Origin of the sequence: Pseudomonas kitaguniensis, assembly GCF_009296165.1 — a bacterium.
Classification (GTDB): Bacteria; Pseudomonadota; Gammaproteobacteria; order Pseudomonadales; family Pseudomonadaceae; genus Aquipseudomonas; species Aquipseudomonas kitaguniensis.
Genome location: NZ_VUAZ01000095.1, coordinates 1 through 20,837, shown reverse-complemented (window position 1 = coordinate 20,837; position 20,837 = coordinate 1). Strand labels below are relative to the sequence as shown.

Genomic DNA, 20,837 nt, shown 5'->3' with positions numbered 1-20,837 from the left:
CGGGGGCTTTTTATTCAAAGCAGCATCAGAACTTCTTGATGTCAGCCTTGGCTTCCAACTGCTTGCGGTAGGCAGCAAAGTCTTGCTGGCCAATACGCGACGCGAGGAAGCGGCGGTATTGCGCCTTTTCTTCGTCCGTCGGCGCAGCCGCTTCATTGACACCGTTCAAGCGCACGATCACCAGGCTACCGTCAGCCAGGGTTACCGTGGTGAAGGTCGGCTTGTCCTTGGCCACAGGCTTGGGCATGCGGAACAGGGCTTGCAGCACAGCTGGCTCAATCGCTTCCTGGCTACGGGTAGCCGCTTCAGTGACCTTCCACGCCTGGCCATCTATTGGCTGGTTCAGCGCGGTCTTGCCATCACGCAGGCTGGCGATCAGCTCGTCAGCATGCGCCTTGGCCGCCACGCTCGCGCGCTCTTTGGCCATCTGTGCACGAATCGCCGCCGAGACACTGTCGAGTGGCAGTTGCGCAGGTTTCAGATGCTCTTTGGCACGCAGCACGATGATGGTTTCCGGGTCCAGCTCAAGGGCGCTGCTGTTGGCACCTTCATCCAGCACTTCCGGGCTGAACGCAGCAGTGACCACGGCACGGTTGGCCGCAACACCTTCGCCACCTTCACGGCCAAACGGCGCGGAGGTGTGCACGGTCAGCTTGAGGTCAGACGCCGGCTGGGCCAGGTCGGACGCTTCGAATGCCGCATCTTCCAATTGCTTGGTAGCTTCAACAAAGCGCTGCTCAACCTGCTGAGCCTTGAGCTCACGGGTCAGCTTGTCTTTCAGGCTGGCGAACGACGGCACTTGCGGTGCTTCAACGCCCAACAGCTTGATCAGGTGCCAACCGAAGGTCGTGCGCACCGGCGCCGAAACCTGGTCCTTGTTCAACGCGTACAAGGCCGTTTCAAAGTCCGGGTCGTAGACGCCAGGCCCCGCGAAACCAAGGTCACCACCATTGTTGGCGGAGCCTGGGTCCTGCGAAAACTCTTTAGCCAGCGCTTCGAACTTCTCACCTTTGGCCAGGCGTGCCTGGATGTCTTCGATCTTGGCCTTGGCTTGCGCCTCGGTCACCTTGTCGTTGACTTCAATCAGAATGTGCGCGGCACGACGCTGTTCAGCGAGGTTGGCGGTTTCCTTTTGATAGGCGGCCTGCAGTTCATCGTCCTTGACGGTAACCTGGTCGAAGAACGAAGACTTCTTCAGTTCCAGATAGTCGATGACCACTTGGTCCGGCGTCATGAACTCTTTGGCGTGCTGATCGTAGTAAGCCTTGACCTCGTCGTCGGTGAGCTTCACCGCCGCAGGGTCGGCCTTGATGTTGACGGTGGCAAAATCGCGCGTCTGTTTTTCCAGACGGGCGAATGCCAGTACCTCGGCGTCGGTCACAAAACCGCTGCCGGCGATACCTGCGCGAACCTGGCCGATGAGCATTTCCTGAGTCAGCATCTGACGAAATTGCAGACGGCTGTAGCCCAGCTGACGAATCACCTGATCAAAGCGTTCGGCGTTGAATTTGCCGTCCACCTGGAATTCCGGCGTTTGCAGGATGACTTGATCCAGCGCCGCTTCAGAGAAGCCGAACTTCGAATCAGCCGCACCTTGCAGCAACAGCTTGCGATCGATCAGACCCTTGAGGGCCGTATCGTGCAGCAGTTTTTCGTCCAGCAAAGAAGCATCGAAATCCTTGCCAAGCTGTTGCATCAGCTGGCGACGTTGCATGTCGACGGCCTGGCTCAACTCGGGTTGGGTGATCTCTTCACCGTTAACCTTGGCCACGTCCTGCTTGTTATTGGTCGACGCCTGGAAAATGGCCTCGATACCGGTGAACGCCATCAATGCGACGATGATCCCGATAATGGTTTTGGCAATCCAGCCTTGTGAATTGTCCCTGATATTCTGCAGCATGCGTCCCCCAGAAACGGTTGATCTTCAAAAATTAGGCAACCGTGGAGCGTGGGTAGAGTCCGGATAGAAGAAAGGCGCATCCGAGGATGCGCCTTCTCGTAACTGGCGGAGCGGACGGGGGTTTGAACCAACACCCCAGGCCATGGTGACCCAATGGATACGTGGGTCAGCTGCCGCTCCGCTGCCAGGCCAGACCTGCGTCTGACCCGGGTAGGCAAGGCTTGAGCGAAGCTTAGTTAACGGCTTCTTTCAGCGCTTTACCGGCTTTGAAACCTGGTTTTTTGGCAGCAGCGATTTGCAGTGCTTTGCCAGTCTGTGGGTTACGGCCAGTACGCGCTGGGCGGTCGGTCACAGAGAAAGTACCGAAGCCAACCAGCACTACGGAGTCGCCGGCCTTCAGAGCGCCAGTGACGGATTCGATTACTGCGTCCAGCGCACGGCCAGCAGCAGCTTTCGGGATATCAGCGGATGCGGCGATAGCATCAATCAGTTCCGACTTGTTCACTCTAAGTCCCCTTATATATCTATTGAGTATGATTCTAAGTTTTTTGGTGAAAGCAAAAACCAGTGCTGAATGGCCTACAGACACTTAAGAGCCGCTTTATAACAAGGGCTCTAAAAAGCTGTCAAGGAAGCTCCCAGGCTTATTCGCATTAATGCGTGCTAATTCTTTCCTTCGAATCAGACTCGCGTTTTTCGTCCTTGGCGACTATCTCCGGAGCCACATCCGGCAAGGGCTCCGGCGCGTATTGCAGCGCAATTTGCAGGACCTCGTCAATCCATTTAACCGGTTTAATCTGAAGATCCTGCTTGATGTTGTCCGGAATTTCCTTCAAGTCGCGAACATTCTCTTCAGGAATGATCACCGTCTTGATTCCACCCCGGTGCGCAGCAAGCAGTTTCTCTTTCAGGCCACCGATGGCCAGTACCTGGCCACGCAGGGTAATTTCCCCGGTCATCGCCACATCGGCGCGCACCGGAATGCCGGTCAACGCCGACACCAGCGCCGTGCACATGCCTACACCAGCGCTAGGGCCGTCTTTGGGCGTCGCGCCTTCCGGCATATGGATGTGGGTGTCGTGCTTCTCGTGGAAGTCCAGGGGGATGCCCAGGCTTCTGGCGCGGCTGCGCACCACGGTCTGCGCGGCAGTGATCGATTCGACCATCACATCACCGAGTGAACCGGTCTTGATCAACTGACCTTTGCCCGGAATCACAGCGGCTTCAATGGTCAGCAATTCGCCACCCACCTGAGTCCACGCCAAGCCAGTCACCTGGCCAACCTGATCCTGTTGTTCAGCCAGGCCGTAACGGAATTTTTTCACCCCGAGGAAGTGTTCCAGAGAGTCGGCAACCACCTTCACCGAGAAGCGTTTTTCCAGCGCGTGCTCTTTGACCGCCTTGCGGCAAATTTTTGCGATCTGGCGCTCAAGGCCCCGTACACCGGCCTCGCGGGTGTAGTAACGCACGATGTCACGGATCGATTCGACATCAAATTCGATCTCGCCCTTCTTCAGGCCGTTGGCCGAAATCTGCTTGGGCGCGAGGTATTTAACGGCAATGTTGATCTTCTCGTCTTCGGTGTAACCCGGCAGACGAATCACCTCCATCCGGTCCAGCAAGGCTGCGGAATGTTCATCGAGTTGGAGGTGCACAGGAACATTACGTCGGACAGGTCGTAGTCGACTTCCAGGTAATGGTCGTTGAAATTGTGGTTCTGCTCGGGGTCGAGCACTTCGAGCAACGCCGACGCCGGGTCGCCACGCATGTCGCTGCCCATTTTGTCGATTTCATCGAGCAGGAACAGCGGGTTGCGCACACCCACCTTTGTCATCTTTTGAATCAATCTACCCGGCATCGAACCGATATAAGTACGGCGATGGCCGCGAATTTCAGCTTCATCACGCACACCGCCGAGGGCCATGCGCACAAATTTGCGATTGGTCGCGTTGGCGATGGACTCAGCCAGGGACGTTTTACCGACACCCGGAGGACCGACCAGGCACAACACCGGGCCACGAATTTTCTTCACGCGCTTTTGCACGGCGAGGTATTCGAGGATGCGTTCTTTGACTTCTTCGAGGCCATAGTGATCGGCGTCCAGAATGTCTTCGGCGCGCGCCAGGTCCAGGCGCACTTTGGTCTGCGCCTTCCACGGCACCTGCACCAGCCAGTCGATGTAGGAGCGAACCACGGTGGCTTCGGCCGACATTGGCGACATTTGCTTGAGCTTGTTCAGCTCGGCAGTGGCCTTGGCCAATGCATCTTTGGGCAGGCCGGCGGCATCGATGCGCTTTTTCAGCTCTTCGATTTCGTTGTGGCCTTCTTCGCTGTCGCCAAGCTCCTTCTGAATGGCCTTCATCTGCTCATTCAGGTAGTACTCGCGCTGGCTGCGCTCCATTTGTTTCTTGACGCGACCACGGATGCGCTTTTCGACCTGCAGCAGGTCAATCTCGCCATCGAGCAAGGCCAGCACGTGTTCAACACGCGCCGACAGGTCAATAATTTCGAGAATGTCTTGCTTCTGCTCGATCTTCAGCGCCATGTGCGCAGCCATGGTGTCGACCAGGCGGCTTGGCTCATCAATGCTGTTGAGCGAAGACAAGACTTCAGCCGGGACTTTTTTACCCAGCTGCACATACTGCTCGAACTGCGAGAGCAGGCTGCGTACAAACACTTCAGATTCGCGCTCAGGGGCTTCGACTTCGTCGATCAGCGCCACTTCGGCGCGCAGGTGGCCATCCACCTCCATGAAACGCTCCACAGCACCGCGCTGCTCGCCTTCTACCAGCACCTTGACGGTGCCATCAGGCAGTTTGAGCAATTGCAGCACAGTGGCGATGGTGCCGACGCGATACAGGGCGTCTTCGCCTGGATCATCATCAGCCGGATTTTTTTGGGCCAACAGCAGGATCTGCTTGTCGCCCGTCATCGCTGCCTCGAGGGCTTCGATAGACTTCTCGCGCCCCACGAACAGCGGGATAACCATGTGCGGATAGACGACGACATCACGCAACGGCAGGAGAGGCAATTCGATGGTTGTCTTCATGATTTCGCCTCTATGACAGTTGAAAAAATAGCTTGAAACCAAGATGGGGGCTGCATGCAAAAAAAACAAGCTCAATGCCAGCAGTTAAACGCATGAATAAACGCGAATTTTAACCCTAGCCTGAAAAACAGCCCCAAAAAACAAGGGGCCTCAAAAGGCCCCTTGCTATTACTGCAACTGCAAAACGCTTACGCGTCTGGCGCAGCCTTGGCAGCCGGCTCACTGTTTTCGTAGATATACAGTGGCTTGGACTTACCTTCGATAACGCTTTCGTCGATCACCACTTTACTCACCTCGGACTGCGAGGGGATTTCGTACATGGTGTCGAGCAATACGCCTTCGAGGATCGAACGCAAACCACGTGCACCGGTCTTGCGCTCCAGTGCCCGCTTGGCCACTGATTTGAGTGCGTCGGTACGGAACTCGAGGTCTACACCTTCCATCTCGAACAACTTGGCATATTGCTTGGTCAGGGCGTTTTTCGGCTCGGTGAGGATCTGAATCAAAGCAGCCTCATCCAGCTCGTCCAACGTGGCCAGAACCGGCAGGCGACCCACGAACTCCGGGATCAGACCGAACTTGACCAAATCGTCAGGCTCGACTTCACGCAGGGACTCACCGACCTTCTTGCCTTCTTCCTTGCTGCGCACTTCTGCACTGAAACCGATGCCGCCACGGGTAGAACGCTGCTGAATAACCTTTTCCAGCCCCGAAAACGCACCGCCACAGATGAACAGGATGTTACGCGTGTCAACTTGAAGGAATTCCTGCTGCGGGTGCTTGCGGCCGCCTTGTGGCGGTACGGAAGCAACCGTGCCTTCAATCAGTTTCAACAGGGCTTGCTGCACGCCTTCACCGGAAACGTCCCTGGTGATCGACGGGTTGTCGGACTTGCGCGAAATCTTGTCGATTTCGTCGATGTAGACAATACCCATCTGGGCCTTCTCTACGTCGTAGTCGCACTTCTGCAGCAGCTTCTGAATGATGTTCTCGACGTCTTCACCTACATAACCAGCTTCGGTCAGGGTGGTGGCGTCGGCGATGGTGAAAGGAACGTTCAACAGGCGGGCGAGCGTTTCTGCAAGCAAGGTTTTACCCGAGCCTGTAGGGCCGATCAGCAAAATGTTGCTCTTGCCGAGTTCGACTTCGTCGCCTTTCTTGTCACGCTGGTTCAAGCGCTTGTAGTGGTTGTATACCGCTACGGCCAGAACCTTCTTTGCACGCTCTTGACCAATCACGTACTGATCAAGGATGCCGCTGATTTCTTTAGGCGAAGGCAATTTATGCGCGCTGCTCTCGGCCTGTGCTTCCTGCACCTCCTCGCGGATGATGTCATTGCACAGGTCGACGCACTCGTCGCAGATAAACACCGAGGGGCCGGCAATCAATTTGCGCACTTCATGCTGGCTTTTGCCACAGAAGGAGCAATAGAGCAGCTTGCCGTTGTCCTCGCCGTTGCGGGTGTCAGTCATTCGTTCGATCCAAATCCGATAGGCTTGCAACACAAGATGAAGGCTTATGCGGGCTTTTTCAAGCCCGCCGGTGGTCGGACATGCCGACCAGCCCTATTTTGAGCTGCTTATATTAAGCGGGGCGCTTTTCGATCACTGCGTCGATCAACCCATATTCACGGGCGGCTTCAGCGCTCATGAAATTGTCGCGGTTGGTGTCGCGCTCGATTTCTTCCAGGGTGTGCCCGCTGTGCTTGGCCATCAATGTATTGAGGCGTTCACGAATAAACAGGATTTCCTTGGCGTGAATTTCGATGTCAGACGCCTGGCCCTGGAAGCCACCCAGTGGCTGGTGAATCATCACACGCGAGTTAGGCAGGCAGTAACGCTTGCCCTCGGCACCTGCTGTGAGCAGGAATGCGCCCATGCTGCAGGCTTGGCCGATGCACGTGGTCGAAACGTTTGGCTTGATGAACTGCATGGTGTCGTAGATCGACATGCCCGCCGTTACCGAACCGCCCGGAGAGTTAATGTAAAGATGGATGTCCTTGTCCGGATTTTCCGCTTCAAGGAACAGCAGTTGCGCGCAAATCAGGTTGCCATGTAGTCCTCTACAGGGCCGACCAGAAAGATCACTCGCTCCTTGAGCAGGCGCGAGTAGATGTCATAGGCGCGTTCGCCACGAGCAGATTGCTCGACAACCATCGGGACCAGGCCGCCAGCGGCCTGGGTATCAGAGTTCTGCTGAATATAGGAATTACGGAACATGCTCTGCAGTTACTCCCAAATAGTCATGTCTTGAAAACGCATAAGCCAGCGCGAGGCTGGCTTATGGTTGTATTTCGAACGAGTTGGACAATCAGTCGGCTTGTGCTGCTTCCGCCGGTTTGACTGCTTCTTCGTAAGAGACCGCTTTGTCGGTCACCTTAGCCTTCTGCAGAACAGTATCCACAACTTGTTCTTCCAGCACAACCGAACGTACTTCGTTCAGTTGCTGGTCGTTCTTGTAGTACCAGGACACAACCTGCTCAGGCTCCTGGTAGGCCGAGGCCATTTCCTGGATCATTTCACGAACGCGGTCTTCGTCAGGCTTGAGGTCGAACTGCTTGACCACTTCGGCCACGACCAGACCCAGCACAACGCGGCGCTTGGCTTGTTCTTCGAACAGCTCGGCCGGCAGTTGGTCAGGCTTGATGTTGCCACCGAACTGCTGAACCGCTTGAACGCGCAGGCGATCAACTTCGTTGGACAGCAGCGCCTTTGGCACTTCGATCGGGTTGGCAGCCAGCAGACCGTCCATCACCTGGTTTTTGACCTTGGACTTGATGGCCTGACGCAGCTCGCGCTCCATGTTCTTGCGAACTTCGGTGCGGAAGCCTTCGATACCGGTTTCCTTGATACCGAACTGGTTGAAGAACGCTTCGTTCAGTTCTGGCAGCTTAGGCTCGGAAACACTGTTGACCGTCACGGTGAACTCGGCGGCTTTGCCGGCCAGGTCCAGGTTCTGGTAATCAGCCGGGAAGGTCAGGTTCAGCACGCGCTCTTCGCCGGCTTTGGCGCCAACCAGGCCGTCTTCGAAACCCGGGATCATGCGGTTGGAACCCAGCACCAGCTGAGTACCCTTGGAGGAGCCGCCAGCGAACTCTTCGCCGTCAGCCTTGCCAACGAAATCGATGTTCAGTTGGTCTTCGTTCTGGGCAGCACGTTCGACCACTTCAAAACGGGTGTTCTGCTTGCGCAGGATTTCCAGCATGTTGTCCAGGTCAGCATCAGCCACGTCAGCGCTCAGGCGCTCAACGGCGATCGAATCGAAACCGGCGACTTCGAACTCTGGAAACACTTCGAATACGGCAACGTATTCCAGGTCTTTGCCGGCTTCCAGCGACTTCGGCTCGATAGACGGCGAGCCAGCCGGGTTCAGCTTGTGCTCAACAACCGCTTCGTAGAAGGACGCCTGAATCACGTCACCTACCGCTTCCTGACGCGCATCAGCACCAAAACGACGCTTGATTTCGCTCATTGGCACTTTGCCTGGACGGAAACCAGCGATTTTGGCCTTTTGGGCAGTCTGCTGCAGACGCTTGTTGACCGCAGTCTCAATACGCTCTGCCGGCACGGTGATGCTCAGGCGGCGCTCGATAGCAGTAGTATTTTCAACAGAAACTTGCATGGATATTCCTCGTTGCACAGACGTTAGCCGGCCGTTTCCGACCCCAGAATCAAGGGCATGCATTCTAGTGGGTCAAACTCAAGAAGTCACCCTACTGAAAACGGGTAGAAAAACAGCAGGCCATTTATAGGTTCAAGTGCACGCATGCACCTCATCCCGTTAGCAAATACAGCGCATCACGCCAAGGCTCTGCATCAACCCTTCTATATATAGAAGCGTCTGGACGCACGCCCTTGGCTACCGACCTTGCAAACAAAGCCGGAGGGCACGGCAGCAGCATCGAGAAACACAAATACGACGAAACCCCCTGCCCTGAAACCTCAAAACACGTAAACAAAAACGGCACAGCCCTTTTTCAGGTACTGCGCCGTTATTCGCTATTAAATAGCTGTACTGATCCTGATACTGCCTCAGACCAGTTATACACGCTCAAAACCGGCAACGATTCTAACGCCAAGGCATTGAGAATGCTTGCTTTTTCTTGGTAACAAGTTTTCGGAACGCAAAAAAAAGCGCAGATCATTGATCTGGCGCTTTTTCTGAATATGGGGTGGACGAAGGGGATCGAACCCTCGACAACGGGAGTCACAATCCCGTGCTCTACCAACTGAGCTACGCCCACCATATTGCATGAACAAAGAACCCATACAGCTTCTTTGTCGACCCTCACCTGACCCGAGGGCAAGGCGAAGCTTTAAATGGTGCGGATGAAGAGACTCGAACTCTTACGCCTCGCGGCGCTGGAACCTAAATCCAGTGTGTCTACCAATTCCACCACATCCGCGCTTGAAGCTATTAAAGCAAAGGCGCCAGACGATTAATCTGGCGCCTTTTAAAATATGGGGTGGACGAAGGGGATCGAACCCTCGACAACGGGAGTCACAATCCCGTGCTCTACCAACTGAGCTACGCCCACCATAAAACCTTACTTGTGCCAAAGCTGCCTAATGGCGCACCCGGCAGGACTCGAACCTGCGACCATCCGCTTAGAAGGCGGATGCTCTATCCAACTGAGCTACGGGCGCCTGATTAATCTGTACTCTTGGAGGATTACAAACTAAGTGCTGCAAGCCTTGCATAACAACACAAATGCTCGACTTTCGTAACCAGTGCTAGGCTGTGCCCGACAAGTGCGACGAATAGTATAGACGCCCCGGAAACCCGTCAAATCTTTTTTGAAAAAAACTGATTTTATTTAAGGGGTTAGGGCAATTTGCAGACCAAGCGCCTTTGCCCTCACGCCGTGGCGTGCGAGAATGCGCGCACTTTTCTTCCCCCTCTCGATGGTTAATCACGCGTAATGACTGCACAACTTATCGACGGCAAATCAATCGCCGCCAGCCTGCGCCAGCAGATCGCCAAACGAGTCACCGAGCGCCGCCTGCAAGGCCTGCGCACGCCTGGCCTCGCGGTGATCCTGGTCGGCAGCGATCCTGCCTCTCAGGTTTATGTCTCGCACAAGCGTAAAGACTGTGAAGAGGTCGGCTTTGTTTCCAAAGCTTACGACTTGCCGCAAAGCACCCCTCAGCAAGCCCTGACCGACCTGATCGACAGCCTTAATGATGACGCAAACATCGACGGCATCCTGCTGCAACTGCCGCTGCCCGAGCATCTGGACGCCTCCAAACTGCTGGAGCGTATTCGCCCGGACAAAGACGTCGACGGTTTCCACCCTTATAACGTTGGGCGCCTCGCGCAGCGCATTCCATTGCTGCGCCCGTGCACCCCGAAAGGCATCATGACCCTGCTGGAAAGCACCGGTGTCGACCTGTACGGCCTCGACGCGGTGGTGGTCGGTGCCTCCAACATCGTCGGGCGCCCAATGGCCATGGAACTGCTGCTGGCTGGCTGCACTGTGACCGTGACCCACCGCTTCACCAAGGACCTCGCCGGCCACGTCGGCCGCGCCGACCTGGTGGTGGTGGCTGCCGGCAAGCCGGGCCTGGTCAAAGGTGAGTGGATCAAGGAAGGCGCCATCGTGATCGACGTGGGCATCAACCGCCAGGACGACGGCAAGCTGGTCGGCGACGTGGTGTACGACACCGCCCTGCCCCGCGCTGGCTGGATAACCCCGGTGCCAGGCGGAGTTGGCCCGATGACCCGCGCCTGCCTGCTGGAAAATACGCTGTACGCGGCAGAAACCCTGCACGACTAATAACCAGCAGTAATGAAAAAGCCCTGCCTTATCGCAGGGCTTTTTATTGCCCGTAAAAAACCTGTTTTTTGTTAGTTTTTAAGCACTTTCGTCCGGTTCTAGAAGAACATTCGACAGTTCTTCATCCATACTCCTAAAATGTAACGTCATTTATCATAAAACCTGTTCCATGGACGGTATTTCCTTACTCTTTAGCGAGTTCATCCGCGTGAAAATTCGTCTCTCTATCGTTAGCCTGTTTTTTGCATTTACAGGCACTTTTGCGCACGCCAGCGAAACCATCATCGCCCCGCGTGACACCTCCAAACTGCAAATCGCCTCCGGCAGCGCCATGCTGGTCGACTTGCAGACCAACAAAGTGATTTATTCGAGCAACCCCGACGTGGTGGTGCCGATTGCTTCGGTCAGCAAATTGATGACGGCCTGATCGTGCTGGAAGCCAAGCAAAACATGGATGAATACATCGACATCAATATCCAGGACACACCGGAGATGAAAGGCGTGTTCTCCCGGGTAAAAATCGGCAGCCAAATGCCGCGCAAAGAAATGCTGCTGATCGCGCTGATGTCGTCGGAAAACCGTGCCGCCGCAAGCCTGGCGCACCATTACCCGGGCGGCTACCCGGCCTTTATTGCAGCGATGAACGCCAAGGCCAAAGCGCTGGGCATGACCAGCACGCATTATGTAGAGCCCACCGGCCTGTCGATTCACAACGTGTCGACCGCCCGAGACCTGAGCAAACTGCTGGCCGCCGCGCGCAAATACCCGATGCTGAGCCAGTTGAGCACCACCAAGGAGAAGACCGTGGCGTTCCGCAAGCCCAACTACACCTTGGGCTTTTCCAACACCGACCACCTGATCAACCGCGCCAACTGGGACATCAAGCTGACCAAGACCGGCTTCACCAACCAGGCGGGCCATTGCCTGGTGCTGGTTACGACCATGGGGAACCGCCCGGTGTCGCTGGTGATTCTGGATGCCTTCGGCAAATTCACGCACTTAGCCGATGCCACGCGTATTCGTAACTGGGTCGAGACCGGCAAAAGCGGCTCGGTGCCAGACGTGGCGTTGCGCTACAAGGCTGACAAAAACCTGAAGAACCGCCCTAACGCTGCAGAAGTGCGTCGTTAAGCAATACACCAGCCTTGGCGCAATCAGGGATGGCTTAATGTGGGAGGGGGCTTGCTCCCTCCCACATGTATTATTTGCGTTCCGCCAACACCTTGAGTGCTTGCGCCGCCGCCTGCTCTTGCCCGGCTTGGGCCGTAGCCTTTGCAGCGTCGCGCCAACGCTGCGCGTCGACCTTCGCCGGCAACTGGCTCGGGCGCTGCGTGAGAATCGCCCAGTGCCCGGCGCTGTTCCATGCCGATTCAAAATCACTGAAGCTCATCAGCCGCCGCCGGTCCATGCCCGAGCGCAGCAACACCGTGCTTTTCTGTTGATTGAAGCCCACCACCACCACATACCGCGGGCCGGACCAGAAGCTTGAGTTGATGCGTGCCATCACCGGGTAACCCGCCGCCACCTGCGCCAGCACGGCCGTCAATTGGGCGTCCAGCGGGTACACCATCAACCCGTACTCACGCGCCAACACCTGCATGTTGCGCTCAAGGTCGGCCTCGCCACCCGGCAAGTGCAGGGGTTTGTCGAGCAAACCGGGTGTCATGACAATGCCTTCTTGCGACAGCATGCTAGCCAAAGCCGAGGGGCCACTCAGGTACGCTTCGCTGCGAAACGCAGGCACGCCGTTAAGCTCGACGCGCTCCGGCAGGCCGGCAAGTTTCGACGGCTGCCCGGCGCAGGCCGCAAGGCCCAAGGCGCAGGCCAACAACAGGGAGGTTTTAACGTTCGACCGTAACCGCAATTTTCTACTCTCTTGATCAACTGCCGCTGAAGGCCCTGATCATAGGGCGCACGGCAACGCCGGTATAGCCTTGAACGCTAGTAAACACCCTGGATAGTGCAAACACGTTGGACAGCCATGACCATTGGTCAATAGCAAGCAACCGTGAGGCAGCTAGACTGTCCATTGAAAAGACTGTGTGTGCCCCCTGCGGGGCGAAAGGAGGCCAGAATGAGCCTTGCAACGACGATTTTCCTGTTGGTCTGTGGTTGGCTGGCGGTCGCCAGCGCCATGTTGTGGGGGGTCATGCGCGTGACTCGCCGGCATCACCACCCCCACGTTAAACCCGCTGCGCCCGCCAAACCGCACAAGGCAGCGGTGCACCACGCCTAGCCAGGCATGCAGTTGAAGTCTTGAGTGGCCGCGAGTTCCTTGCCGTGGCCGTCTTCAAGGACGGCGCGCACGGTACTGCCCAGGCTCGACTCCACCAACGTGTAATGCTTACCCGCCTGGAAATGTTTGTACTCGACCCGCCCCTGGCACTCCTGCTGATTGTCGTCGCCGGGCTCTTCTTCAAATAACGTCACGTCGAGGCGATGGTCGCCCGGGCTCACTTCAAAATAGCGCCCGTCATCCACGCGCTGGCCGTCGACTCGCTCGGCCATCAGGTCGTTCGGCGCTTCCTCTTTCAAGCCAATCCACGCCTCGCTCGGGTCCGCCTTGGGAATCGGGCCGGCGCACGCCGACAACACTAATACGGCGGCAAGGGCAGGCATCAACAACAGGGGTTTCAGTGACATGGCAGGGCTCCAAAAGACCTCAATAAAAAACACTGGACGGGTGTCGAATGTATTCGCGTCCGATGGGCTACAAGCTTGGAGAGCTGCGCTTTTTAGAACAAATGAATCCATATGAAACGATCTTCAGCCGCTAACTAAATGTTCCTTCACCTGGCTGAAAGGTGCGTGTTAGGTGGGTCGGGCAAGACTGCCGGGGTTTGCAATTCTGCTCCCTCGGAGGTTCACGCATGCTCGGGCTGGTAAAGACCGCACTGCACAAGCCGTACACGTTTATCGTGTTGGCCATATTCATCTGCATCATCGGGCCGATGGCGGCCCTGCGAACCCCTACGGATGTGTTTCCCGATATCGGCATCCCCGTGGTCGCCGTGGTCTGGCAGTACAACGGCTTGTCACCGGACGCCATGGCCGGCCGGGTGATTTACACCTACGAGCGCTCCCTGAGCACCACCGTTAACGACATCGAGCACATCGAATCGCAGTCGTTGCCAGGCATGGGCATCGTGAAAATCTTCTTCCAGCCCGGCGTGGATATACGCACCGCCAACGCCCAGGTGACGGCGGTCTCACAAACCGTGCTGAAGCAAATGCCACCGGGCATCACGCCGCCGCTGATCCTCAACTACAGCGCCTCCACGGTGCCGATCCTGCAAATGGCATTTTCCAGCCCGAGCCTCTCGGAAGCGAAGATTCGCGACCTGGTGCAGAACAACATTCGCCTGCCGTTAAGCGCCCTGCCCGGCCTGGCGATGCCGACCCCGATGGGCGGCAAGCAGCGCCAGATCACCCTCGACCTCGACCCGCAAGCGTTGGCCGCCAAAGGCCTGTCGGCACAGGACGTGGGCAATGCGCTGGCGTTGCAGAACCAGATCATCCCGGTGGGCACCGCCAAGCTCGGCCGCAACGAATACACGATATTGCTCAACAACAGCCCCAAGGCGATTGACGAGCTGAACGACCTGCCGATCAAAACCGTGAACGGCGCGATTATCACCATCGGCCAGGTGGCTCACGTGCGTGACGGCTCACCGCCGCAAACCAACATCGTGCGTGTCGACGGCCACCGCGCAGTGCTGATGCCTGCGTTGAAAAACGGCAGCATTTCCACCCTGTCGATCATCGACGGCATCCGCCAAATGCTGCCGCGCATCAACGAAACCCTACCGCCGTCGCTGAAGACCTCGCTGCTGGGTGACGCCTCGGTGTTCGTCAAGCAATCGGTGGGCAGCGTGGCCCAGGAAGGCATCATCGCCGCCCTGTTGACCAGCGCGATGATCCTGCTGTTCCTCGGCAGTTGGCGCTCGACGCTGATCATCGCCGCCTCGATTCCCTTGGCGGTGCTGTCGGCCATCGCGCTGCTGGCCGTCAGCGGGCAAACCCTCAACGTGATGACTCTCGGCGGGCTGGCATTGGCGGTGGGCATTCTGGTCGACGACGCCACGGTGACCATCGAAAACATCAACTGGCACCTTGAGCAAGGCAAGGCAGTCAGGACTGCGATTCTGGATGGCGCCGCGCAAATCGTCGGCCCGGCGTTCGTCTCGCTGCTGTGTATCTGCATCGTGTTTGTGCCGATGTTTTTGCTGCAAGGCATCGCCGGTTACCTGTTCCGGCCGATGGCGCTGGCGGTGATTTTTGCCATGGCCAGCTCGTTCATTCTTTCGCGCACGCTGGTGCCGACACTGGCGATGTTCCTGCTCAAGCCGCACACACCGGAACAAGGCGCAGGCCATCACCCCGAAGATCAATTCATCAACCACCATGAAGGTGAGCAGCACGCGAAACCACGCAACGCCGTGCTGCAGTCGGTGCTGAATTTTCAGCAAGGTTTCGAACGGCACTTTTCGAACATCCGCGACACGTACCACGGCCTGCTGACGTTGGCATTGGGCACTCGCAAGCGTTTTATCGCAGGCTTCCTGGCCTGCGTACTCGCCTCGTTCCTGCTGTTGCCAAGCTTGGGCCAGGACTTTTTCCCGGCCACCGACGCGGGCGCCCTCGCCCTCCACGTACGCTTGCCGCTGGGCACGCGCATCGAAGAAAGCGCGGCGGCGTTCGACCGTATTGAAGCGCGGATTCGCGAGGTTATCCCGGCCGACGAACTCGACACCATCGTCGACAACATCGGCATTCCGCTCAGCGGCATCGACATGGCCTATAGCAGCAGCGGCACCATCGGCCCGCAGGACGGTGACATTCAAGTCAGCTTGAAAAAGGACCACGCGCCCACCGCCAACTACGTGAAAAAACTGCGCGAAGCCTTGCCGCAAAGTTTCCCCGGCAGCCACTTTGCATTCCTGCCGGCCGACATCAGCAGCCAGATCCTCAACTTCGGTGCGCCGGCCCCGCTGGACGTGAAAATCTCCGGGCGCAGCGATGCAGAAAACCGCGCCTACGCCGTCGAACTGGAACGTCGCCTGCAACATGTACCGGGCATTGCCGACCTGCGTATCCAGCAGTCCACCGGCTACCCATCGCTGCAAGTGAATGTCGACCGCCTGCGCGCCAATGGCTTGGGCATTACCGAACGCGACGTGACCAACAGCATGGTTGCCTCGCTTGCCGGCAGCTCCCAAGTGGCGCCGACGTTCTGGCTTAACCCGGCCAACGGCGTGTCGTACTCCATCGTCGCCGCCACCCCGCAATACCGCCTCGACAGCCTGCCGTCGCTTGCGGCCTTGCCGGTCACCGGCGCGAATGGCCAGTCGCAAATACTCGGCGGCCTGGCGAGCATTTCCCGCGTGCAAAGCCCGGCGGTGGTCACCCATTACAACATCCAGCCGACGCTGGACCTGTACGCCAACGTGCAGGGTCGCGACCTCGGTGGCGTGGCGCGCGACGTGCAAAAAGTGCTCGACGACACCGCGTCCATGCGCCCCAAAGGCGCGGTTATCAGCCTGCACGGGCAGATCGATGCGCTGCATGAAGCCTTCAGTGGCTTGAGCTTCGGCTTGCTCGGCGCGGTGGTGCTGATTTACCTGCTGATCGTGGTCAACTTCCAATCCTGGGCCGACCCGTTTGTGATCATCACCGCCTTGCCGGCCGCACTCGCGGGCATCGTGTGGATGCTGTTCCTCAGCGGCACCTCATTGTCGGTGCCCGCACTCACCGGCGCCATCTTGTGCATGGGCGTGGCCACCGCCAACTCGATTCTGGTGGTGAGCTTCTGCCGTGAACGCCTGGCCGAACATGGCGATGCGCTGAAGGCGGCCATGGAGGCCGGTTACACACGTTTTCGCCCGGTGTGCATGACCGCCTTGGCGATGATCATCGGCATGCTGCCGCTGGCACTGTCCGAGGAGCAAAACGCTCCGCTCGGGCGCGCGGTGATCGGCGGTTTAATCTTCGCCACCGTCGCCACATTGTTGTTTGTTCCCGTGGTCTTCAGCCTGGTCCACGGTCGTCACCCTACTCGCGCTGCAGTTGGAGAAACCCCACATGTCGTCTGATCACAAACCCTCGCGCAAGCGTCTGATGCTCATGGGTGCCGGCGGCCTGACGCTGGCAGCGCTGTTGGTCGCCAACGGCCTGCACGCCCGCACGCTGCATGAACAATCGGTTACCGCCTGGACCGAAACCGCCGCCATCCCGCAGGTGATGGTGTTTCAACCTCAGCAGAACGTTGCGGGTGACACCCTGCGCCTGCCTGCGCACTTGGAGGCCTGGAGCAAGGCGCCGATTCACGCGCGGGTCAGCGGCTATTTAAAAGACTGGAAGGCCGACATCGGCACGCAGGTCAAAGCCGGGCAAATACTGGCGGAAATCGACAGCCCCGACCTCGACCAGCAACTGGCGCAAACCCACGCGCGCCTGGTGCAAGAGCAGGCCAACGCCCGCCTGGCCGAAACCACCGCCACGCGCTGGCAAAACCTGCTGGCCAGCCACTCGGTGTCGCGCCAGGAGGCCGATGAAAAAACCTCGAACGCCGCCGCCGCCAAAGCCAACGCCCAAGCTGCCGCCGCCGACTATGCGCGGCTGTCGGCACTGGAAAGCTACAAGACTATTCGCGCGCCGTTCGCCGGCACCATCACCGCGCGCAACACCGACATTGGCCAGTTGATCAAGGCCGACACCGACAGCGACCCCGAGCTGTTCAACCTCGCAGACACGCACCAATTGCGCCTCTATGTGCCGGTGCCGCAGAACTACGCGGCGGTCATCCACACAGGCCTCGAGGCCGAACTGACGGTGCCCGAACATCCCGGCGAGCACTTCAACGCGCGCCTGATCGGCGACTCCACCGCCATCGACCGGCGCTCCGGCACGCTGCTCGCGCAGTTCGTTGCCGACAACCCCAATGGCGAGTTGCTGCCCGGCGATTACGCCGAAGCCAGCTTGCCGATTCCGGCCGACACGCATGGCGTGAGCATCCCGGCCAGCGCGCTGATCTTCCGCGCCCAAGGCACCCAAGTTGCGCTGCTGGACGCGCACAACCAAGTGCACCTGCAAGACATCCACATCGGCCTCGACCTCGGCGAGCGCCTGGTGATCGACCAGGGCCTGAAACCCGCCGACCGCGTGGTCGACAACCCGCCCGATGCGCTGCGCGAAGGCGACCGCGTGCAACTGGCCGACGCCGGAGGTGCGCATGCGCCCAAGGTTTAAGCCCTTCGCCGCATTGATGCTGCTGGCCTTGCACGGCTGCTCGATGGCGCCCACCTATAAGGTGCCGTCGATTGACCTGCCGGCGGGCTACCGCGAACAGACCAGCGATGGCCCGTGGCACAGCGCGCAACCGTCCGACCAACTGGCCCCGCAGTGGTGGACGCTGTACAACGATTCGCGCTTGAATGACCTGCAACAACACCTGCTCACGGCCAACCCGGACCTGGCGGCGGCACTCGCGCACTTCGATGCCGCGCAAGCCTATGCCAGCCAATTGCATGCCGGGTTGTTCCCGCAGATCAGCGCCAGCGCGCAACCGTTGCGCCAACGCCAATCGGACTCGCGGCCCTTGCGCGGGACCACCCAGCCGTCGATCTACAACAGCAACAGCGCAGGGTTTTCGCTGAGCTACGACGTGGACCTGTGGGGCAAAATTCGCAACCAGGTGGCGGCCGGTGATGCCCAGGTGCAAGCGTCGGCGGATGACCTGGCGGTGGCGCGCCTGAGCCTGCAACAGCAACTGGCGACGCTGTATGTGCAGCTCAATGGGCTGGATGCGCAGGCGCGAATTCTCAACAGCTCGCTGGATGACTTCAGCCAGGCGTTGCAACTGACGCGCAGTCGCTACGAAGGCCAGATAGCGTCGGAGCTGGACCTGACGCGTGCGCAAAACCAACTGGCCGAGGCCAAAGCCCAGTTGGATGACGTGCGCGGGCAACGCAACCTGACCGAGCATGCGATTGCCGAGTTGACCGGCGTGGCGGCCAGCGACTTCAGCTTGCCAGCCAGCCCGCACTTGATTGCGTTACCGGCGATTCCGTCGCAGTTGCCGAGCCTTCTGCTACAACGCCGTCCGGACATCGCAGCGGCGGAACGCAGAGTGTTTGCGGCCAACGCCAATATCGGCGTGGCCAAAGCTGCGTGGTACCCGGATTTCAGTTTGACCGGGTTGATTGGCGGGCAGACGCAGGGCGTCGGCAATCTGCTTTCGGCAGGCAATCGCTACTGGGCACTCGGGCCTTTGGTTAACCTGCCGATCTTTGACGGCGGGCGTTTGAGTGCCAACGAACGCCAAGCCAAGGCCGAGTTTGAACAAGCCTCGGCGCAGTACCGCAGCCAGGTGCTCAAAGCCGTGCGCGAGGTGGAAGATAACCTGGCGCAGCTAAGGGATTTGCAGCAGCAGGCGCAGGATGAGCAAGCGGCGGCGGACGCGGCGCAACACACGCAAGCCTTGGCGATGAACAGCTATCAAGCGGGGGCCGTGAGTTATCTGGACGTGGTGACCGCGCAGACGGCGGCGTTACAGGCGCAAAGGGCATTGCAAGCGGTGCAGACGCGGCAGTTGCAGGCGAGCGTGGGGTTGGTCACGGCGCTGGGGGGCGGTTGGCAAGCGGGCGGTTGATTAGGGAACCGAGTTGGCCCTATCGCGAGCAAGCCCGCTCCCACAGGTGAGGGTATTACATCGGTTTTAAGCAGTGGCGAGGTGGGCAGGCGGCGTCGAAACTTCGTACACTGCGCGCTCCTTCCGATTGATTGGTATTGCACAATGTTGATCAAAAAAACCCTGACCACCGTCGCGCTGCTTGCCTCTTTGCTTGGTGCCTCGGCGGCGTTTGCGCATGCCCACCTGAAAAATACCACGCCTGCCGCCGACAGCACGGTTGCCGCGCCAGCCGACCTGCGCTTGAGCTTCAGCGAAGGTATCGAGGCCACCTTCACCAAGGTGTCGTTGAGCAAAGACGGCACCGAAGTCGCCATCAAAGGTCTCGACACCCCGGACGCCGACAAGAAAACCCTGGTGGTGACGCCCGCCGCCCCGCTCGCGCCAGGCCAGTACAAAGTGGTGTGGAACGCAGTGTCGGTCGACACCCACAAGAGCAACGGCGAGTACAGCTTCAAGGTCGGCCAATAACCTATGGCGACGCTGCTGGTGCTGTGCCGCTTCATGCATTTCATCGTCGTGTTGTTGATGTTCGGGGCCTGTGTGTTCAGGCCCTGGCTGCTCGGCGCTGAACCGCAGCCGGCACTGGACCGGCAACTGCTGCGCATTACTCGCGCGCTCGCGTGGCTGGGATTGGGTTCCGGCGTGGCGTGGCTTTTGTTGATCACGGCCAGCATGGCCGGCAGTTGGGACGCGGCGCTGCAACTGACCACGGTGCAGTTGGTGCTGGGCAAAACCTTTTTTGGCCAGGTGTGGGTCTGGCATCTGCTGATTAACCTGCTGCTGGTCATTGCGCTGATCAAACCCTGGCCGGCGTTGCGCCTGCCATTGCTTGCGCTGCTGTTGGCGACGCTGGCACCGGTAGGCCATGGCGCCATGCTCAGTGGGCTTGGCGGGCAGTTGCTGATGCTTAATCAAGTGGTGCATTTGGTCTGCGTCGGTGCCTGGCTCGGCGGGTTGTTGCTGCTGGTATTGATCCTCAGACGGTCGCATGAGCACGCGCTGCAACCCGTTCTCACGCGCTTCAGCGGCGCAGGTTACGCCCTGGTCGCGGGCTTGGTGCTGACGGGTTTGATCAATGTTCGTGTGTTGACCGGGCAACTGTGGCCCACGCCTTTGTTCAGTGGTTTTGCGTTGATTTTGTTGATCAAGGTGCTGCTGGTGCTGGGGATGTTGGGGCTGGCATTGCTCAACCGGTTGCGCGTTCGGGAGTGCGAGCGACGCGTGGGCGCGTTGCAGGCCAGTGTGATGCTCGAATGGTTACTGGGGATTGGCGCAGTCGGCGCTGTCTCGCTGCTCGGCACGCTGCCGCCGATGGTCACGGCGGGCCAGGTTTTTTAAGTGTGCTGTGGGAGCGGGCTTGCTCGCGATGCAGGCACCATGGTGCATCAGGTACACCGAGTTGATGCAATCGCGAGCAAGC

The 20,837-nt window shown here is 58.7% G+C and carries 14 protein-coding genes, 4 tRNA genes and 3 pseudogenes; 9 read left to right on the top strand and 12 right to left on the bottom strand.

Translation table 11 applies throughout. The annotated features are described in order from the left end of the window. Positions 1 to 25: 25 nt before the first annotated feature. The 6 genes and pseudogenes from F0169_RS16445 to tig all read right to left on the bottom strand — a co-directional run bounded on the left by F0169_RS16445 (position 26) and on the right by tig (position 8,570). The gene (locus tag F0169_RS16445) at positions 26 to 1,900 is read right to left on the bottom strand and encodes a SurA N-terminal domain-containing protein (protein ID WP_152747089.1); all 1,875 of its coding nucleotides are present in this window, start codon (positions 1,898 to 1,900) and stop codon (positions 26 to 28) included. A gap of 232 nt (positions 1,901 to 2,132) precedes the next feature. Then, positions 2,133 to 2,420 carry an HU family DNA-binding protein gene (locus F0169_RS16440; protein ID WP_221034285.1) on the bottom strand — a complete coding sequence of 96 codons (288 nt, stop codon included), beginning with the start codon at positions 2,418 to 2,420 and terminating at the stop codon, positions 2,133 to 2,135. Positions 2,421 to 2,553: 133 nt separating this feature from the next. Next, a pseudogene (gene lon, locus F0169_RS16435) lies at positions 2,554 to 4,949 on the bottom strand (endopeptidase La). A gap of 188 nt (positions 4,950 to 5,137) precedes the next feature. Further along, positions 5,138 to 6,421: an ATP-dependent Clp protease ATP-binding subunit ClpX gene (gene clpX, locus F0169_RS16430; protein ID WP_010209414.1), complete on the bottom strand. Its 1,284-nt coding sequence runs from the start codon at positions 6,419 to 6,421 to the stop codon at positions 5,138 to 5,140. A 112-nt stretch (positions 6,422 to 6,533) separates the two neighbouring features. Beyond that, a pseudogene (clpP, locus tag F0169_RS16425) lies at positions 6,534 to 7,168 on the bottom strand (ATP-dependent Clp endopeptidase proteolytic subunit ClpP). Between the two features lie 91 nt (positions 7,169 to 7,259). Continuing rightward, complete coding sequence (gene tig / locus F0169_RS16420; RefSeq protein WP_058413392.1) at positions 7,260 to 8,570, bottom strand: trigger factor; 1,311 nt, start codon at positions 8,568 to 8,570, stop codon at positions 7,260 to 7,262. A gap of 233 nt (positions 8,571 to 8,803) precedes the next feature. Between tig and F0169_RS16415 the strand changes: the two genes are divergently transcribed. After that, positions 8,804 to 9,058 carry a hypothetical protein gene (locus F0169_RS16415; protein WP_152747088.1) on the top strand — a complete coding sequence of 85 codons (255 nt, stop codon included), beginning with the start codon at positions 8,804 to 8,806 and terminating at the stop codon, positions 9,056 to 9,058. A gap of 58 nt (positions 9,059 to 9,116) precedes the next feature. Here F0169_RS16415 and F0169_RS16410 read toward each other — a convergent pair. From F0169_RS16410 to F0169_RS16395, 4 genes are all read right to left on the bottom strand, one after another. After that, positions 9,117 to 9,192, bottom strand: a tRNA-His gene (locus F0169_RS16410). A gap of 77 nt (positions 9,193 to 9,269) precedes the next feature. Continuing rightward, positions 9,270 to 9,354, bottom strand: a tRNA-Leu gene (locus F0169_RS16405). A 56-nt stretch (positions 9,355 to 9,410) separates the two neighbouring features. Continuing rightward, positions 9,411 to 9,486 (bottom strand) — tRNA-His (locus tag F0169_RS16400). Between the two features lie 32 nt (positions 9,487 to 9,518). Beyond that, a tRNA-Arg gene (locus tag F0169_RS16395) sits at positions 9,519 to 9,595 on the bottom strand. A 275-nt stretch (positions 9,596 to 9,870) separates the two neighbouring features. Between F0169_RS16395 and folD the strand changes: the two genes are divergently transcribed. Beyond that, positions 9,871 to 10,725, top strand: coding sequence for a bifunctional methylenetetrahydrofolate dehydrogenase/methenyltetrahydrofolate cyclohydrolase FolD (gene folD / locus F0169_RS16390; RefSeq protein WP_122250857.1), 855 nt, complete (start codon positions 9,871 to 9,873; stop codon positions 10,723 to 10,725). Between the two features lie 208 nt (positions 10,726 to 10,933). Then, positions 10,934 to 11,856 (top strand): annotated as a pseudogene (gene pbpG, locus F0169_RS16385) (D-alanyl-D-alanine endopeptidase). Positions 11,857 to 11,926: 70 nt separating this feature from the next. Here the strand turns inward: pbpG and F0169_RS16380 are convergent. Then, positions 11,927 to 12,589, bottom strand: a complete 663-nt coding sequence (locus tag F0169_RS16380) for a peptidase C39 family protein (protein WP_099236697.1) — start codon at positions 12,587 to 12,589, stop codon at positions 11,927 to 11,929. 210 nt (positions 12,590 to 12,799) lie between these two features. On the opposite strand from F0169_RS16380, the gene F0169_RS27425 reads away from it, so the two are divergent. Further along, the gene (locus tag F0169_RS27425; RefSeq protein WP_162839874.1) at positions 12,800 to 12,961 is read left to right on the top strand and encodes a hypothetical protein; all 162 of its coding nucleotides are present in this window, start codon (positions 12,800 to 12,802) and stop codon (positions 12,959 to 12,961) included. Here the strand turns inward: F0169_RS27425 and F0169_RS16375 are convergent. Beyond that, entirely contained in the window at positions 12,958 to 13,368 is a 411-nt protein-coding gene (locus F0169_RS16375) for a PA0061/PA0062 family lipoprotein (protein WP_058413395.1), read from the bottom strand. The genes F0169_RS27425 and F0169_RS16375 overlap by 4 nt on opposite strands. A gap of 227 nt (positions 13,369 to 13,595) precedes the next feature. Between F0169_RS16375 and F0169_RS16370 the strand changes: the two genes are divergently transcribed. The 5 genes from F0169_RS16370 to copD all read left to right on the top strand — a co-directional run bounded on the left by F0169_RS16370 (position 13,596) and on the right by copD (position 20,755). Beyond that, positions 13,596 to 16,817 carry an efflux RND transporter permease subunit gene (locus F0169_RS16370; RefSeq protein ID WP_152747087.1) on the top strand — a complete coding sequence of 1,074 codons (3,222 nt, stop codon included), beginning with the start codon at positions 13,596 to 13,598 and terminating at the stop codon, positions 16,815 to 16,817. Next, positions 16,807 to 17,973 (top strand): efflux RND transporter periplasmic adaptor subunit, encoded by a 1,167-nt coding sequence (locus tag F0169_RS16365; RefSeq protein WP_152747086.1) that lies wholly within the window; start codon positions 16,807 to 16,809, stop codon positions 17,971 to 17,973. The genes F0169_RS16370 and F0169_RS16365 overlap by 11 nt, the downstream gene beginning before the upstream one ends. Further along, on the top strand, positions 17,957 to 19,375 hold the full coding sequence (locus tag F0169_RS16360) for an efflux transporter outer membrane subunit (RefSeq protein ID WP_152747085.1): 1,419 nt from the start codon (positions 17,957 to 17,959) through the stop codon (positions 19,373 to 19,375). Before F0169_RS16365 ends, F0169_RS16360 begins: the two co-directional genes overlap by 17 nt. A gap of 144 nt (positions 19,376 to 19,519) precedes the next feature. Then, positions 19,520 to 19,885 (top strand): copper homeostasis periplasmic binding protein CopC, encoded by a 366-nt coding sequence (gene copC, locus F0169_RS16355; protein ID WP_152747084.1) that lies wholly within the window; start codon positions 19,520 to 19,522, stop codon positions 19,883 to 19,885. Positions 19,886 to 19,888: 3 nt separating this feature from the next. After that, complete coding sequence (copD, locus tag F0169_RS16350; RefSeq protein WP_152747083.1) at positions 19,889 to 20,755, top strand: copper homeostasis membrane protein CopD; 867 nt, start codon at positions 19,889 to 19,891, stop codon at positions 20,753 to 20,755. Positions 20,756 to 20,837 lie beyond the last annotated feature (82 nt).